At 45.7% G+C, this 14,741-nt stretch carries 13 protein-coding genes; 3 read left to right on the forward strand and 10 right to left on the reverse strand.

Features of this window, described 5'->3' with window-relative positions:
* Positions 1-13 precede the first annotated feature (13 nt).
* Complete coding sequence (locus tag ACLSSO_RS14210; RefSeq protein ID WP_413943202.1) at positions 14-958, reverse strand: hypothetical protein; 945 nt, start codon at positions 956-958, stop codon at positions 14-16.
* Between the two features lie 52 nt (positions 959-1,010).
* Here ACLSSO_RS14210 and ACLSSO_RS14215 point away from each other — a divergent pair, with 52 nt between their 5' ends.
* Positions 1,011-1,643: a hypothetical protein gene (locus ACLSSO_RS14215; protein WP_413943203.1), complete on the forward strand. Its 633-nt coding sequence runs from the start codon at positions 1,011-1,013 to the stop codon at positions 1,641-1,643.
* An 89-nt stretch (positions 1,644-1,732) separates the two neighbouring features.
* A complete protein-coding gene (locus ACLSSO_RS14220) occupies positions 1,733-1,987 on the forward strand; it encodes a hypothetical protein (protein WP_413943204.1) in 255 nt (84 codons plus the stop codon).
* Between the two features lie 52 nt (positions 1,988-2,039).
* Here the strand turns inward: ACLSSO_RS14220 and proS are convergent, their stop codons facing one another.
* The 7 genes from proS to ACLSSO_RS14255 form a co-directional block, all read right to left on the reverse strand.
* Positions 2,040-3,539, reverse strand: a complete 1,500-nt coding sequence (proS, locus tag ACLSSO_RS14225) for a proline--tRNA ligase (protein WP_413943205.1) — start codon at positions 3,537-3,539, stop codon at positions 2,040-2,042.
* Positions 3,540-3,584: 45 nt separating this feature from the next.
* Positions 3,585-4,961 carry a sigma-54-dependent transcriptional regulator gene (locus tag ACLSSO_RS14230; protein ID WP_295904046.1) on the reverse strand — a complete coding sequence of 459 codons (1,377 nt, stop codon included), beginning with the start codon at positions 4,959-4,961 and terminating at the stop codon, positions 3,585-3,587.
* Between the two features lie 13 nt (positions 4,962-4,974).
* On the reverse strand, positions 4,975-7,188 hold the full coding sequence (locus ACLSSO_RS14235) for an ATP-binding protein (RefSeq protein WP_413943206.1): 2,214 nt from the start codon (positions 7,186-7,188) through the stop codon (positions 4,975-4,977).
* 30 nt (positions 7,189-7,218) lie between these two features.
* Positions 7,219-7,758 (reverse strand): 6,7-dimethyl-8-ribityllumazine synthase, encoded by a 540-nt coding sequence (gene ribH / locus ACLSSO_RS14240; protein WP_413943207.1) that lies wholly within the window; start codon positions 7,756-7,758, stop codon positions 7,219-7,221.
* The gene (ribB, locus tag ACLSSO_RS14245; protein WP_295904056.1) at positions 7,758-8,888 is read right to left on the reverse strand and encodes a 3,4-dihydroxy-2-butanone-4-phosphate synthase; all 1,131 of its coding nucleotides are present in this window, start codon (positions 8,886-8,888) and stop codon (positions 7,758-7,760) included. The genes ribH and ribB overlap by 1 nt, the downstream gene beginning before the upstream one ends.
* Before the next feature lie 2 nt (positions 8,889-8,890).
* Positions 8,891-9,490: a riboflavin synthase gene (locus ACLSSO_RS14250; protein ID WP_413943208.1), complete on the reverse strand. Its 600-nt coding sequence runs from the start codon at positions 9,488-9,490 to the stop codon at positions 8,891-8,893.
* 123 nt (positions 9,491-9,613) lie between these two features.
* Positions 9,614-10,801: a hypothetical protein gene (locus ACLSSO_RS14255; protein ID WP_295904062.1), complete on the reverse strand. Its 1,188-nt coding sequence runs from the start codon at positions 10,799-10,801 to the stop codon at positions 9,614-9,616.
* 375 nt (positions 10,802-11,176) lie between these two features.
* Here ACLSSO_RS14255 and ACLSSO_RS14260 point away from each other — a divergent pair, with 375 nt between their 5' ends.
* A complete protein-coding gene (locus tag ACLSSO_RS14260; protein WP_413943209.1) occupies positions 11,177-11,530 on the forward strand; it encodes a hypothetical protein in 354 nt (117 codons plus the stop codon).
* Positions 11,531-11,548: 18 nt separating this feature from the next.
* Here the strand turns inward: ACLSSO_RS14260 and ACLSSO_RS14265 are convergent, their stop codons facing one another.
* The gene (locus tag ACLSSO_RS14265; protein ID WP_413943210.1) at positions 11,549-12,046 is read right to left on the reverse strand and encodes a hypothetical protein; all 498 of its coding nucleotides are present in this window, start codon (positions 12,044-12,046) and stop codon (positions 11,549-11,551) included.
* 107 nt (positions 12,047-12,153) lie between these two features.
* Positions 12,154-14,736: an ATP-dependent chaperone ClpB gene (clpB, locus tag ACLSSO_RS14270; protein ID WP_413943211.1), complete on the reverse strand. Its 2,583-nt coding sequence runs from the start codon at positions 14,734-14,736 to the stop codon at positions 12,154-12,156.
* Between the last annotated feature and the right edge of the window lie 5 nt (positions 14,737-14,741).

The raw sequence follows: 14,741 nt of genomic DNA on the forward strand, positions 1-14,741 counted from the left end.
AAAAGACAACATGTTAGAAGTTAATATCGATACTGACGTTGACTCCTGGGTTCATGGCAAAATTGCGTTTTTGCGCGAAATCCAGGTTGGGGATCACTCTGTACTCAAGAATTTTCTTATAAACGACATGGTGCCATGTCACGGAGAAGTTGTAAGCATCCAACTGATAGTTCGGTCTATTGATGGAAGTCACAAATGTATTGTAGGCCAGCGACATCCTTTTGTTAAACTGCTGTCCCAAGGATATACCATTCGTCACGGTGTAAATATGGGGGCGACTTTGATAGTCGCCCTCGTTGATAAGCGTGACGGAATACATTTTTGTTAATTCCCAATTAAAGTTCAGAGACTGAAACAGTCCCGCGCCTTTACTTGGAGTCGCATAAAATTCAAGTTCTGGATTGATCCTGTAATTTCGACGTTCCGCCACACTTTCAAATTTAAGCGAGTGAGAAATCGCAGGAGTTCCTTCAAAAGCGATGCGCGGGCGGAAAGAGGTCCTGACTTCACCGAGTTTTTTAAAAAGCCCCACGGAGGCACCGATATTTCTTTCTCTCGGTGTTTGCCGCAAGTATCTGGTTTTCGCGCTTCGATCTTCCATTTCATCGTAACTCGTGAACGTCAGCTGCCAGTACTCTTCAACATTGGGAAGACGTAAATCAACATTAAAGTTGATTGCGCCTGAAGCTCCGTCGGCCTCGTTGTAGAAACCCGAAGACTCCAATGTCACCGAAGTTTCATTGGGCTTTTTGGTATAACGTTCACCGGCTAAAAACAAATCAAGACCATCGGCCACACCATTGAACCATTGGGCAACGGAAATATTTCCGCGAATCATGGATTGTTCAAAGCTTTCAGGAGCCTCCGGGTCGGCATGATCAAGGAGATATTCCTTTGCCTCCACGGGAGCGGAAATACCTGCCACAAAGAAGCACAAAAGGACTGTGAGCCTCCGCATGACTTGGAGCTTTTTTGATTGTATTTTCCCGCTCAAAATTTAATCTCCTTACATGGACTACTGTAAACTGATTCTTGCTATTTTGTCCTTTATTTTATTTTTTCCTTTTGCGAAATCAGCCCAAGCTTATTCACCGCAAAGGGGCAATGTCCATACCATCTTAGCTCCCTACATTTTTAAAACAAACTATGATGGCGAAGGGGCAAGAACGAGCTACGATTCCGGCGGCCTTTATTGGGTGATTTTGGGTGATGTCAATGATCGTGGAAGTTTTGAGATCACGACGATCTTCATGAATAAAATATTCTATCGTCGCGACAGTGGATACACGGTGGCAGAAAAATCACAAGTCGTTCACGTCTCCGCAGGTTATCGCCGTTGGTTCAAACCCTGGTTAAGTGGCTCCATGTCCCTTTACACTTCCTATCCTTTGGGAGATGCCGAAAAAATCTTCAATACTTTTCCTCAAGGAAATGCCGTTGCCACTTATGCCGAAGAAAATGCAGAAACCGGATTGGATTTTGGTTTGCAAACGGAACTTTGGAACCGCGGCCGTTATGCCTTGGTGGCCGAGGGCCGTTACTCGTGGGCTTTGACAAAAAAGCATGATGAGTTTTCTGATCAATATGGAATCGCCATCGGAATTCGCTATTTCTTCCAGGGACAAGACACTCCCCGCGAATAGTCCTCTAACACTGGCCCCGCCTAAAATATCAGGAATGAAAGTACCCTTTTCGGCAAATCAGACGCAGTCTTGTTAGCAAGGGGGTTTTTATGAAAACAATTTCGCTGGTGACTTCCTGCACGTTTTTCTGCGCACTTCTTTTTGCCATTCCTACACACGCCTCTGCAAACGGTCTCGCTCTTTCCGGCTCCGAAATGGTGTCGTCGGAAAGCTCCAATAAAATGAAACTTGTCGATGCCGCAAATTATTGCCGGACAATGAACTCTGTCTCTGAGCTGCGAGCTGACGGCCCTTGGGGCTGGGCTGGATACGCTGCTGACGTAAATGTCCGCTGTGTGAAATAAAAAAAGCCTGCGGTTTCGCGCAGGCTTTCCATTTTTGAATTTATATCTCTTCTTAGTAAGATTTCGCGAACAAAACCCACTTCGTTGCTGGTTTTCCAGAGAAGATACAAGTTCCTTGCACAGGCTCTTGTTTTAATGGGATACAGCGTGGAGTGACCTTAAGTTTCGCAAGAAGCTCATGACCAATACCCTCTTCACACCATGGAACCATCGCGAAACCTGGTGCAGAAGCTTCATCGCCTGCAAAGTGTTTTTCAAAATCTTGCAAGTTTGTGATGCGCTTGATGTTGTCATCGCGGAATTTTTTAGCTCTTTCGAAAAGACCGTCTTGGATCTCTTGCAAAAGATTTCCGATATTTTCAACAAACGTATTTCTAGCTTGTGACGCTTTTTCTTTCGGACCACGGTCGCGACGGCCTACGAAAACTTCGCCTTTAGCCATATCGCGAGGACCGACTTCGACTCTCACAGGCACACCTTGCTTGATGTACTGCCATGCTTTTTCACCACCGCGCATATCGCGATCGTCGATTTTCACACGGATTGAAGAGCCTACATAATTTTGTTGTTTCAAATCTTTCGCCAATGTTTGCACGTATTCAAGCACCTGAGCTTTTTCTTCGTCATTGCGATAAATTGGAATAATCACAACATGCAAAGGCGCAATTCTTGGTGGAGCAATGAAACCATTGTCATCAGAGTGAGTCATGATCAAACCGCCGATCAAGCGAGTTGAAACACCCCAAGACGTCGTCCATGCAAACTCTTCTTTACCTTCAGCGCTGAGATATTTGATCTCTGAAGCTTTCGCAAAGTTTTGGCCCAAGAAGTGAGACGTTCCCGCTTGCAACGCTTTACGATCTTGCATCAATGCTTCAATCGTATAAGTGTCCACCGCGCCTGGGAATCTTTCATCTGGCGTTTTCATCCCTTTGATCACAGGCATCGCCATGTAGTTCTCTGCAAAGTCAGAATAAACATCCAACATTTGCAAAGTCTCTTCTTGCGCTTCTTTCGCTGTCGCGTGAACGGTGTGACCTTCTTGCCAGAGGAATTCTGCCGTACGAAGGAACATGCGTGTGCGCATTTCCCATCTCATCACGTTACACCATTGGTTTACCAAGATTGGAAGATCACGGTATGACTTCACCCATTTTGCGAATTGGTGACCGATGATAGTTTCACTCGTTGGACGAATGATAAGTGGTTCTTCAAGTTCGCCATCTGGAACAAGTTTGCCGTTGCCGTCACCTTTCAAACGGTGATGAGTCACAACTGCGCACTCTTTCGCGAAACCTTCAACGTGAGCCGCTTCTTTTTCCAGGAAACTTAATGGGATCAACAAGGGGAAGTAAGCATTCACGTGGCCTGTGTCTTTGAACATGCGATCAAGAACGGCTTGCATGTTTTCCCAAACAGCGTAACCCCAAGGCTTGATCACCATGCAACCGCGAACGGGAGAATTTTCCGCCATGTCGGCAGCGACGATGACTTGTTGGTACCACTCAGGATAATTTTGCGCACGCGTTGGCGTAATAGCTGTATCTGACATTTCTAGTCTCTTTCTGGGAAAAAGGTACCTGGTACCTTTTTCATCTTAGTTGTCTTTTGTATCAATACCGTAGGCTTTGATCTTTCTGTGAAGGTAACTTCTTTCAAGACCAATGACTTCCGCTGTTTTACTGATGTTTCCGTTGTTTTCAGAAATCTTGCGCAAAAGATATTCTTTTTCAAATTGCGCGCGGGCTTCTCTGAAAGTGGAAAGATCCTGCATCTCGACGGCTTTCTCATCGTCTTTATCGATAAGACCCGCAAAACGCAGATCGTGCACATCCACGAACTCACTTGGAGTTAAAATATACACGCGTTCAATAAAGTTTTTTAGCTCTCTCACGTTCCCTGGCCATTGGTAGGAAATCATTTTCTCAATGGCTTTTTCCGAAAACGCTTTCTTCGGATATCCGCTTTCTCTGGAAACATTGTCAGAGAAGAAGGACACAAGCACCGGAATATCTTCCATGTGCTCACGCAAAGCCGGCACGCGGAATGGAATCACGTTTAAGCGGTAATAAAGATCTTCACGGAAGCGGCCGTCTTTCACTTCTTTTTCAAGGTCTTTGGAAGACGCTGCAATCACGCGCACGTCGTTTTCAATCAGCTCATGACCACCGACGCGAGAGTATTTCTTTTCATCAAGGTAGCTCAAAAGTTTTGCTTGTGCGGCCATATTCATTTCGCAGATTTCAGCGATATAAAGAGTTCCGCCTTGAGCCAAATCAAGCTTTCCTTTTTTCACGCGATCCACACCCGGCATCGCACCTTTTTCAATTCCGAAGATTTCTGATTCTAAAAGATCTTCAGGAATTCCGCCGCAGTTGATTTCCACAAACGGACGGCTGGCACGCGCACTCATGTAGTGAATATTTTGTGCGACAAGTTCTTTACCTGTGCCCGCTTCACCTTGGATTAAAACCCAAGAGTTCGTTGGCGCCACACGTGCGATGATTTGTTTTGTTTGCACAATCGACGGAGCTTCACCGATCAATGCGATCGATTTACGAAGTTTGTTCAACAAAAGAACTTTCTCTTCTTTTTGTTGTTGGAAGCTTAAAATGTTCGTGATCGTGATGAGAATTTTATCCATCGACAACGGCTTCTCGATAAAATCCCAGGCGCCGAGTTTTGTCGACTTCACGGCCGTTTCAATCGTTCCGTGTCCAGAGATCATGATGAACTCTAAATGCGGAAACTCTTTACGAGCCATCGTCAAAACTTCAATACCATCGTACTTCCCCGGCATCCAAATATCTTGGAATACAATGTCGGGTTGAAAATCACGAATGGCTTGCAAGCCTGTTTCCCCATCGTGAGCAAAAGCGACTTGATAGCCTTCGTCTTTCAAAGACGCTGACAACACATCACGAATGGGAGCTTCGTCGTCGATAATAAGAATTTTAGTATTTAGAGCCGTCACCGGAACCTTCTTTCTATTCGCCAGCAGGTTTCCACGCACCTACTTCATTGACAGGCATTTCGATCACCATCTTCACCCCTTTGGGTTCATTGGCTGTCGCTCGAATGAATCCATTATGGTCTTCAATGATCCTTTTCACAATGGCTAAGCCTAGCCCAGTTCCGCCTTCTTTTGTAGAGTAGTATGGCTCAAAAATGCGACTTCGATCTGCCGCAGGAATACCTTCCCCGTTATCGGACACCGTTAAACGCACTGTTTTGATATCCTTGTCGTATCGAGTCACGATTTCCACTGTGGCCTGTGGCTCTTTTGCAACAGCCGAAACCGAATTATCGACCAAATTCACAAGAACGCGCTTGATCTGATCCGGATCAAATTTGAAATCCGGTAGTTCTTCGTCTTTCTTAAAATCAAAACGAACTTGCGGATGCGCCTGGCGATAAAGCCCGATGGATTCTTCGACAACGCTGTTGAGGTTCGCAACAACAGGACGCGCTTGTGGCAAACGAGCAAAGTTACTGAACTCGTTCACAAGATTTTTCAGACCGTCCACTTGTTTCACAATCATCGTCGTACATTCACTGAAAGCCGGATCGGTGATCGAAGCACCAAACTTTCTTTGCAAACGTTCCGCTGACAACTTAATCGGCGTCAGAGGATTTTTAATTTCATGCGCGATACGACGAGCCACTTCCGTCCAAGCCGCCGCTCTTTGCGCATTTGCAATCGGAGTCAAATCATCAAACACCAAGATCTTACCCATCTCATGTCCCTTTTCATCCTTCAGAATGGAAAGAGTCATCAGAAGTGGCAACGCCTCACCTTGAATATTGAGACGCAATTCTTTTTGAATACTTTCAATCTTGTGATCGATCATGGTCTTCTGTAATTCAGCAAAAGTTCTGAAGTACTCTAACGTCAAAAGATCACGGACCGATTTTCCTATGTATTTTTCAGCATCAATCTTTAATAACTGAGCCGCATGACGATTGATCGTCGTGACCTGTCCCATTTCATCCACAGAGATCACACCAGCACTGACGTTCTTAAGAACTGTGTCTGTATAGCGCGCATGCTGATCCAGTTCTTCCAATGTTTTTTCAAGAGTCACAGTCATGGAGTTAAAACTTGAAATCAGATCGTTGATCTCTTCAGAGCCGGCTTGAATTTGCAAAGGCGTATAGTCCCCACCCGCAACTCGTCTTGTCGCGCGTCCCAATTGCACAATCGGAATGGAAAGTTGTTTCGCTAGATAGAATCCAAACCAAGTCGCCGCAAGCAAGATCACAAAGGTCATCAAGACCAGGATGTATAAGTAAATGGACTTTAGCGGATACTCGAGCGGATTGATATCGCGAAACTCATCATAGGCCGTCGAGATGTCATTCATTTTAGAAATAAGTGACAACGGCAAGAAGCTTGATACAACGACAGCGCCTTTTTCAGCGCCCTCTTGCACGGGCACAATGACGCGGACTAAGTTTCCATCCCCGAATTGATGGATGATGCTGGCTTCCGCTTGAAGCTTGATTCCTTTTTGCAAGAATTCAAGCGACACCGCAGGAACCGTCGGAACCGTATCGTCTTCGGCTGACACCACCGCACGCTTTCCAAAAAGCGATGGGTAGTATTCAACTGCGTCTAAGCTAAATTCTTTTCTTAGATGATCAATTTTATTTTTAATCTCGTTTTGGTTTTTCAAAGGACGAATCGCATCAGCAATCTGATGGGCGAAGTGATAGTTCTTTTTCTTCGCATTAAAATAATAAGCATTCGTGACTTCGATGGAGCTTTTTAAAACGCCGGCCATCTTCGCACTAAACCACTTATCAAAACTCGAGTTGATATAAAACACCGAGATAATAAACATCAGCACCGTCGGAACGAAGCTGAAGGTCACAAAGGCTGCAATCAGTTTTGCTTTCAGACTGCTTCCGAAAACTCGGCCTTGTCTTTCCACGAAAACTTTCACGACATTGCGGAAGATCATGAAAAGCAAAAGCAAAAGTAGGATGATATTAAAGTTTACGAGTCCAAAGAAGAAGATACTGTGAACAAACGGAAGCTGCTGGCTTGTTGCAAAAAGACGGATCTCAAACCATGTGAGAAGACCAAAAAGAAACGACACCACAAGAACCAATAAAATCTCGCGGCGTCGTTTTTTAAACTCCTGAGGACCAGGAGGAAGAAATTCGTCGTTTTGCGGTGTATTTTCCATCACACCCATATGCTAGTCCCAGAGAGGGACTCTCGACTATTACTTTCTAGTTTTTTTCTTATTTTTTTGAGCTTTCGGTGCCGCCTTAGAAGCCTTTTTCGCGGACTTCGCAGGTTTTGCCTTGGCCATCATAGAAGCTGTTTTCAAAGCAGCCGGAATCTCGTTCGTCAAACCGATCATTTCCATCACGACTTGTGCGGCTTCCTCACCTTTATTGCCGTGTTTACCACCAGCTCTATCAAGGGCCTGCTCGTCGTTTTCCGTCGTCAAAACGCCAAAACCGATCGGCTTTTTATAGTCCAGCATCAAACGAGTGATACCGTCAGTCACAGAGTTGCAGACATAGTCATAGTGAGAAGTTTCACCACGAATCACCGCGCCCAAAGCCACAACACCATCGCAACCCGCATCCAAGAAAGCTTGGCAAGCCAGAGGCAATTCCACAGCGCCAGGAACAAGAGCTGCGAAGATCTCTACCCCGTCACAAGACTCTAGGTAATTGATCGCACCCTCTTCTAGTTTTTCAGTGATCTCGTTGTTAAAGCGTGCTGTGACAACACCCACTTTGATAGTTCCCATTACTTGTGCCCCTTTACATTTTCAATAGCGACAATTTCAACAATCTCAATATCAAAAGCTTTTAAGCCGACTTTCTTTTCCGGTTTGTTCGTCAAAAGACGAACCTTGCGCGCGCCAATTTCTCGCAAAATTTGCGCACCGATACCGTAATCTCTTTCATCCATTAGCGGCGTTGAAGGACGAACATCATCCATGCCCGCAAGAACTTGCAACTCTTGCGCAAGACCTTGTGTGCGGTTGTTTCCACGAAGCAATACGAAAGCACCGCTCGGTTGTTCATTGATAAGTTTAATGCTTTCAAGAACTGTGGAAGCTCCTCTTTGTAGAACCGCCATAAAATCACGAGTGAAGTTATCCACGTGAACGCGCACCAAAGTTTCTTTCTCCGGAGTGATCTCGCCTTTTTGAATCACCAGGTGTTCAAGACCGTCTACGGTGCTTCTGAAAACACGCGCTTTCATGTCTTTGCCAAATGACGGAGGCAAATCCATGGAAGCAATTTCTTCGACCAAAGTTTCATTCGCCAAACGATAGGCGATCAAATCCACAATCGTGCCGATTTTGATACTGTGTTTTTTTGCGAAGTCTTTAAGGTCATTCACACGTGCCATCGTGCCATCTGGATTCATCACTTCGCAGATCACCGCTGCAGGATTAAGACCTGCCAAGCGAGCCAAATCCACGCTGGCCTCCGTGTGACCGGCACGCTTCAACACGCCACCTTGTTGCGCACGAATCGGAAAGATATGACCAGGCATGTGAATGTCTGTAGGTTTTGCGTGAGGATTCGCCGCCACTTTCAAAGTGTGTGCACGATCCGCAGCAGAGATCCCTGTTGAGATTCCTTCCGCCGCTTCAATACTCACCGTGAAGGCTGTCTTGTTCGGCGCAAAGTTCATGTCATCACGAACCATCAGTGGCAATTGCAAGCGCTCGATTTGTTGAGCTGTCACAGTTAAACACACCAGACCGCGCGCTTCTGTGATCATAAAATTCACAGCCTGGGTTGTTACGTGATCTGTCGCAAGAATCAAATCACCTTCGTTCTCACGATCTTCGTCATCAACCAGGATGACCATTTTTCCATTACGAATATCTTCGATGATTTCAGGGATGGTATTAAAAGACATTTTTAATCTTTCCTAACTTCCAAAGAACGTTGAATCGCGCGAGCCATGTAGTCGGGCTCCACATTCACAACCGAACCGACTTTAAGATCGCCCAAGTTTGTGCGTTTCAATGTTTCAGGAATCAAACACACAGACACCGTGTCGTTGTTAAGTTCGTTCACAGTGAGACTTACACCATTCAAAGTCACACTCCCCTTTTTCCAAACAAAAGGCAGAATGGTATTTTTCACTTTAACGTCGAGGAAAAATGATTCGCCCTCAAGAGAAGCGCGAGTCACAGTGCCCAGGCTGTCGACATGACCCGTGACAAGGTGACCGTGAATGCGATCACCAAAACGCAAGGATCTTTCAAGATTCATCTTCTTGCCAATCCAGCTCTGCGGATTCCATTCAAGAACCTTGATCGTCTCTGCCGCCAGAGCAAACGTCATTTGCTCATCATCAAAGGCTTCCACGGTCAAACAAACGCCGTCACAAGCGATGCTGTCGCCAAGTTTTATATCATTGAATTCACTAGGTTTTTTGACTTTAATACGATACACATTCGGAAGCTCTTGGGAGCTCACAATCGGCATCACAGATTCTACGATTCCAGAAAACATAAAGGCCTCAAGCTTGAATGCCTGAAACCTACACTTTTGCCTCTATATTGGCAAGGAAAGGGCGCCATGTTTGCACATTGTTCTAGCCATGACGCCAGATCTAATAAAAACCAGGTAGAGACCTTAGCCGCGGCCTGGTTTTGAAGGTGTTTGCGGAGTGCCGCTGTTACCGTTGTTTGGATTTGAAGGGTTCACAGGTTGCACACCTGGATCTTGCGGTTTGTAGTTCGCATCGTGGAACTTAAAGAGTTTCACTTTCGCACCGATCACCGCGTTTTCATCGTTTTGTTCAATCACGCGACCGCGAGAGATCTCATCACCGACCCAGTCGATTTCAATTTTCGCAACCGCCGAACCCGCTTGCGCGCCACCTCCAAGGTAACGAGAATCACAAGGCTCGCCCTCCCAGTAGTAGTCTTCATTGTAAACGAGCAACTGGTCACCCGGCTCCAACTTCACATCCAAACCACCGACGATCACCAAGTGTGTATCGTGGTTGGCAAGAACGCGCGTGTACCATTCTTCTGATTTAAGCTGTCCATTCAAATCGCCCACAGCTTTCGTAAGTGCATTCTTTGTGACTTGCGCCAAAGGAGTTTGATAGTAAGCACTTGGGCCAATCGAGAACGCACCAAAGTTCAAGCCGAAGCTCACTTTAGTTTTTGTTTGTTTTGATGTGACGTTTGCAGCCGCCATCGCTTTGGATGTCAGAGGACGCATGGCCACCATGGATAAATCCAATTGTGCGAACTCAACATTGAATCCGGCAGAACTTAAACCATTCACAGGCAAAGCTCCTGCGGGAGTGAAACCCAAAGTGATTCCGCCGCCGCCGATCAATTCAAATGAATTCACCGAGCCCGCGATTTTTGCTTGCGGGATATTCACCATACACCACGCTGTTTTTGCGTATTGCACGTTGTAGTTGTCTTTACCTGCGGCTTGCGCGAAGGCCTTCATCATCTGACCGTCCGCTTTAGTCAGATTGAAGAAGCCCACATCCCCCGGTCTTGCTTCCTGCGGAGGGACCGCGATCGGCGGATTATACTTCAATGTAAATTCCTTGCTATCCAATAGCACGCCGTAGATTTGTTGATTTGCGACAAATTGAAAGTCGAAAGCACTTCCGCCAGGAAAGATGATGGGACTTGATCTGATAGCACCAAGCTCCACGATTTTCTTCAGAGCGCGTGCGGGAACCTCTGGTGGTTTTTGTTCACACTTTTGGTTACCCATGGTCATTGCAGCTCCAGCTACCATGATGGATGCTTTAAAAATTTTCTTCGACCAATTCGTGCTCTGCGATTTCATGTCTTTCCCTTTCCACAAATACGTGCGGAGGTTTCATGCACAGTATACGGAGTAGATGGGCTGGACCTTAAACCAGAGCTAAGTTATTGACGACACTTGCAAAACTAAAACCGGTCTTACCTTGAGACACGCTAAGTGTATGAATTTACTGTGAAGGTAAAAAATTTCGATTTACAAAAAAATTTTCGCTTGTCGAAACATTAGACTCTTTTGTTCAACCTTTTTTATGGGAACACTCGGGTCTGCGTCTTTGCTGTCCACATGTTTTTCACTCTGTGAAAAATGAAAATCCTACTCGATCGCCATACGAACAGAATCTTGACTTGAGGAATTTCCAGGCGATGTGGTTTAACCCTCAAAACCTAGGAGTCTGCTATGAAAAAATTTGTGCTAGTTCTTCTCTCTCTTGTCGCATTTTCTGCGCATGCAAACGAAGCGTGCCTCTCTCAAGAGGAAGCCCGTGAAGTTTTGCTCAACCAAGACAGAACAATTCTTAGTGAATTGAAACAGCAATACAATGTGGGCTTGTGCAAAGGCCGTCCGAATCAAGGCTGCATCACAAAGACTCATCTTTCCCAAGTTCTTTTGCAAACACACTGGGATGCTAGAAACAATCGCTACCAAAGTGGTTCATTGTATTACTGGCTTTGCGGACCGGGTGCGGATTGCTGGGTTCACGCCACATTGACTTGTGACGGTGAAATGAAATTGATCGTTGTTGGTGACTAGTGTGATGAGGGTGGCAGCTTAGAAACTGCCACCGCCAGAGACCGTAATAAAATATTGTGTTTCGTCTTTGTTGAGGATGCGGTCTTGTTTATCATGACGATCTTCGAAATAGTGAAACGCTTGAATGCCGCCACCAAGACGAAGTCCTCCCAAACCAAAAGTGATTCCCGCTTTTCCGAAAACCGCGTTGGAGTCTTCGGTCGCAAAACGCAAACCGGGACCCGCGAAGAGTTCGATTCCTAAGCCTCGGCCTTGCGTGTAGGCTTCCCAATTAAACAAAGCCGCCGTATCCAAACCGTAGACTGTATTAATATCAGTTCCAAATTGCGTGAAGATGGAATTGCGCCAATTCAACCAATCATGAATATACCAATTGAGTCCCAAATGAATTTCACTAAAGGATTCATCGTCTCGCGTTCCTGAAGCTCCGCTCAAATCATAAGTGACACGAGACTGCGCCCAAGAACTCACTGTTAATCCACAAATCATCATGAAAACTAAAATTGATTTTTTCATATATCTATTGTGAAAAGTCTCACGGAGAAAGGTCAAACTGTTTTTAGAAATGAAAAGTGAGACCGGAAATAAAAAAGCTCCCACGGTAAATCCGCGGGAGCCTTTGATTAGAATGTTAATTGTGAATCCGAACCTTTAACGTGCACAGTATCCCCAGCTTTGATTTTGCCTGAAATGATTTCTTTTGAAAGTGGATTCAAAAGTTCTGTTTGAATCACACGTTTTAAAGGTCTTGCTCCATAGACTGGATCGTAACCTTTCTTCGCTAAGAAATTCACCGCCGATGTATCAAAGTCGATATTGATCTTCTTCGCTTTCAATCGTTGCGCCACAAGATCGAGCTGCACTTTCACAATACCGCCGATTTGCGATTCTCCCAAAGAGTTAAACATCACGACTTCATCAATACGGTTGAGGAACTCAGGGCGGAAGCGTTCTCTTAAAGCTTCCATCACGGCTTCCCGTTTATCCGCCTCACTCATGTGACTGTCCAAAATAGACTGCGAGCCCACATTGGAAGTCATGATCAAGACCGTATTTTTAAAGTCTACTGTACGACCTTGACCATCCGTTAAACGACCGTCGTCAAGAACTTGCAACAAGATGTTAAACACATCCGAATGCGCTTTCTCAACCTCATCAAGCAGAACAACACTATAAGGTCTGCGACGAACGGCTTCCGTTAACTGACCGCCCTCTTCGTAACCCACGTATCCCGGAGGTGCACCGATCAAACGAGCGACCGCATGTTTTTCCATGTACTCACTCATATCAATACGCACAACCGCTTGTTCATCGTCGAACAAAAATTCCGCCAAGGCTTTTACGGTCTCAGTTTTACCGACACCCGTTGGTCCTAAGAACATAAATGTTCCAATCGGACGATTCGGGTCCGAGATCTCAGCACGCGCTCTGCGAATTGCGTCTGCAACAATCGTCAAAGCGTGGTCTTGACCGACAACGCGTTTCTTAAGCTCCTCTTCCATGTTCAAAAGTTTTTGTGATTCGCTTTCAAGCATCTTGCTAACAGGAATGCCTGTCCACTTTGCCACAACTTCGGCCACGTCTTCCGGGCCGACTTCTTCTTTGAGCATGCGGTTTTCAGAGGCTTTTTGTTCTTTACTGCGCTCTTCAAAAGTTTTGAGTTTCTTTTCCGTCTCTGGAAGTTTGCCGTATTTCAACTCGGCTGCTTTTCCTAAATCCCCTTCGCGTTCCGCTTTGGAGATCGCCACTTTCAAGTCCTCAATATCCGCCTTGAGTTTTTTAATCTGATCAATGCCGCCTTTTTCAAACTCCCACTGTTCCCGCAAGAGTTGGTTTTTGGCATTAAGGTCTGTGATCTCTTTATCAATCACCGACAAACGCTCTTTGGCACTTTCGTCTTTTTCTTTTTTCAGAGCTTCTTTTTCAATACGAAGCTGCATCAACTCGCGCTCAATCTTATCCACTTCTTCAGGAACAGAGCGTGTTTCAATGCCAAGCTTACTTGCCGCCTCGTCGATCAAATCGATCGCTTTATCCGGCAAGAAACGGTTCGTGATGTAACGGTGAGATAATTTCACCGCTGACACTAATGCTGCATCGGTAATACGAATACCATGATGGACTTCGTATTTTTCTTTGAGACCACGTAAGATCGTGATCGCATCATCAACGCTCGGTTCTTCCACCATCACGGTTTGGAAACGACGTTCAAGAGCCGCATCTTTTTCGATGTACTTGCGATACTCATCCAAAGTCGTTGCACCAATACAGCGCAACTCACCGCGCGCCAAGGCTGGTTTTAACAACTGCCCTGCATCCATGGCGCCTTCCGTTTTTCCGGCACCGACAAGCGTGTGTAATTCGTCGATGAACAAAATGATTTGGCCATCACTGGATGTGACTTCTTTAATGACCGCTTTCAAACGATCTTCAAATTCACCGCGGTATTTGGCTCCTGCGATCAAAGCTCCCATATCCAAAGACATGAGTTTTTTGCCAATCAAATTATCCGGCACGTCGTGCTTGATAATTCTTAAGGCCAAACCTTCGGCGATGGCTGTTTTACCAACACCGGGTTCCCCGATAAGAACCGGGTTGTTTTTAGTTCTGCGCGAAAGAACCTGCACGACACGACGAATTTCTTCGTCACGTCCTACGACAGGATCTAACTTTCCTTCCGCTGCCAAAGCCGTTAAATCGCGAGCGTACTTTTTAAGAATCTCGTATTTGTTTTCAGGCTCATCGTCCGTGACCTTTTGATTGCCGCGCATTTCTTCCAACGCTGTTTTTACGGCATCCGCGTTGATCTTTGATTTTTTAAAAAGTGCATTCAGCTCAGCATCGCCAGACTTCAACATTCCTAAAAAGAAATGCTCTGTAGAAATATAGGCATCACCCCAAGCTTCGGCCTCGGCTTCCGCCGCTTTAAAGACCTTTTCTAAACGAGGGCTCGCAAAAAGTTTTTGCCCGCCTCCAGTGACTTGAGGAAACTTATCCATGCGCGTGCGAAGTTCCGTTAAGAACTGTGCTTGCGCCACGTTTAATTTATCCAATAAACGCGGAACAATGCCTTCGGATTGCTGTACTAGCTCCGTTAACAAATGTTCCGGCTCCACAGAGGGGCTGTTTTTACGCTCGGCCAGTCGGGCAGCCGCTTGCATGGCCTCCTGACTTTTTCGCGTCATTTTTTCAATATCGTTGCTCATATTCC

It is taken from the genome of Bdellovibrio sp. HCB-162 (assembly GCF_047344985.1).
In the GTDB taxonomy this organism is placed as follows: domain Bacteria; phylum Bdellovibrionota; class Bdellovibrionia; order Bdellovibrionales; family Bdellovibrionaceae; genus Bdellovibrio.

Bases quoted from the DNA above. Each gene is read 5' to 3' on its own strand.
- ACLSSO_RS14210 (WP_413943202.1), bottom strand. From the start codon at position 958: ATGCGGAGGCTCACAGTCCTTTTGTGCTTCTTTGTGGCAGGTATTTCC.
- ACLSSO_RS14215 (WP_413943203.1), top strand. From the start codon at position 1,011: ATGGACTACTGTAAACTGATTCTTGCTATTTTGTCCTTTATTTTATTT.
- ACLSSO_RS14220 (WP_413943204.1), top strand. From the start codon at position 1,733: ATGAAAACAATTTCGCTGGTGACTTCCTGCACGTTTTTCTGCGCACTT.
- proS (WP_413943205.1), bottom strand. From the start codon at position 3,539: ATGTCAGATACAGCTATTACGCCAACGCGTGCGCAAAATTATCCTGAG.
- ACLSSO_RS14235 (WP_413943206.1), bottom strand. From the start codon at position 7,188: ATGGGTGTGATGGAAAATACACCGCAAAACGACGAATTTCTTCCTCCT.
- ribH (WP_413943207.1), bottom strand. From the start codon at position 7,758: ATGGGAACTATCAAAGTGGGTGTTGTCACAGCACGCTTTAACAACGAG.
- ribB (WP_295904056.1), bottom strand. From the start codon at position 8,888: ATGTCTTTTAATACCATCCCTGAAATCATCGAAGATATTCGTAATGGA.
- ACLSSO_RS14250 (WP_413943208.1), bottom strand. From the start codon at position 9,490: ATGTTTTCTGGAATCGTAGAATCTGTGATGCCGATTGTGAGCTCCCAA.
- ACLSSO_RS14255 (WP_295904062.1), bottom strand. From the start codon at position 10,801: ATGAAATCGCAGAGCACGAATTGGTCGAAGAAAATTTTTAAAGCATCC.
- ACLSSO_RS14260 (WP_413943209.1), top strand. From the start codon at position 11,177: ATGAAAAAATTTGTGCTAGTTCTTCTCTCTCTTGTCGCATTTTCTGCG.
- ACLSSO_RS14265 (WP_413943210.1), bottom strand. From the start codon at position 12,046: ATGAAAAAATCAATTTTAGTTTTCATGATGATTTGTGGATTAACAGTG.
- clpB (WP_413943211.1), bottom strand. From the start codon at position 14,736: ATGAGCAACGATATTGAAAAAATGACGCGAAAAAGTCAGGAGGCCATG.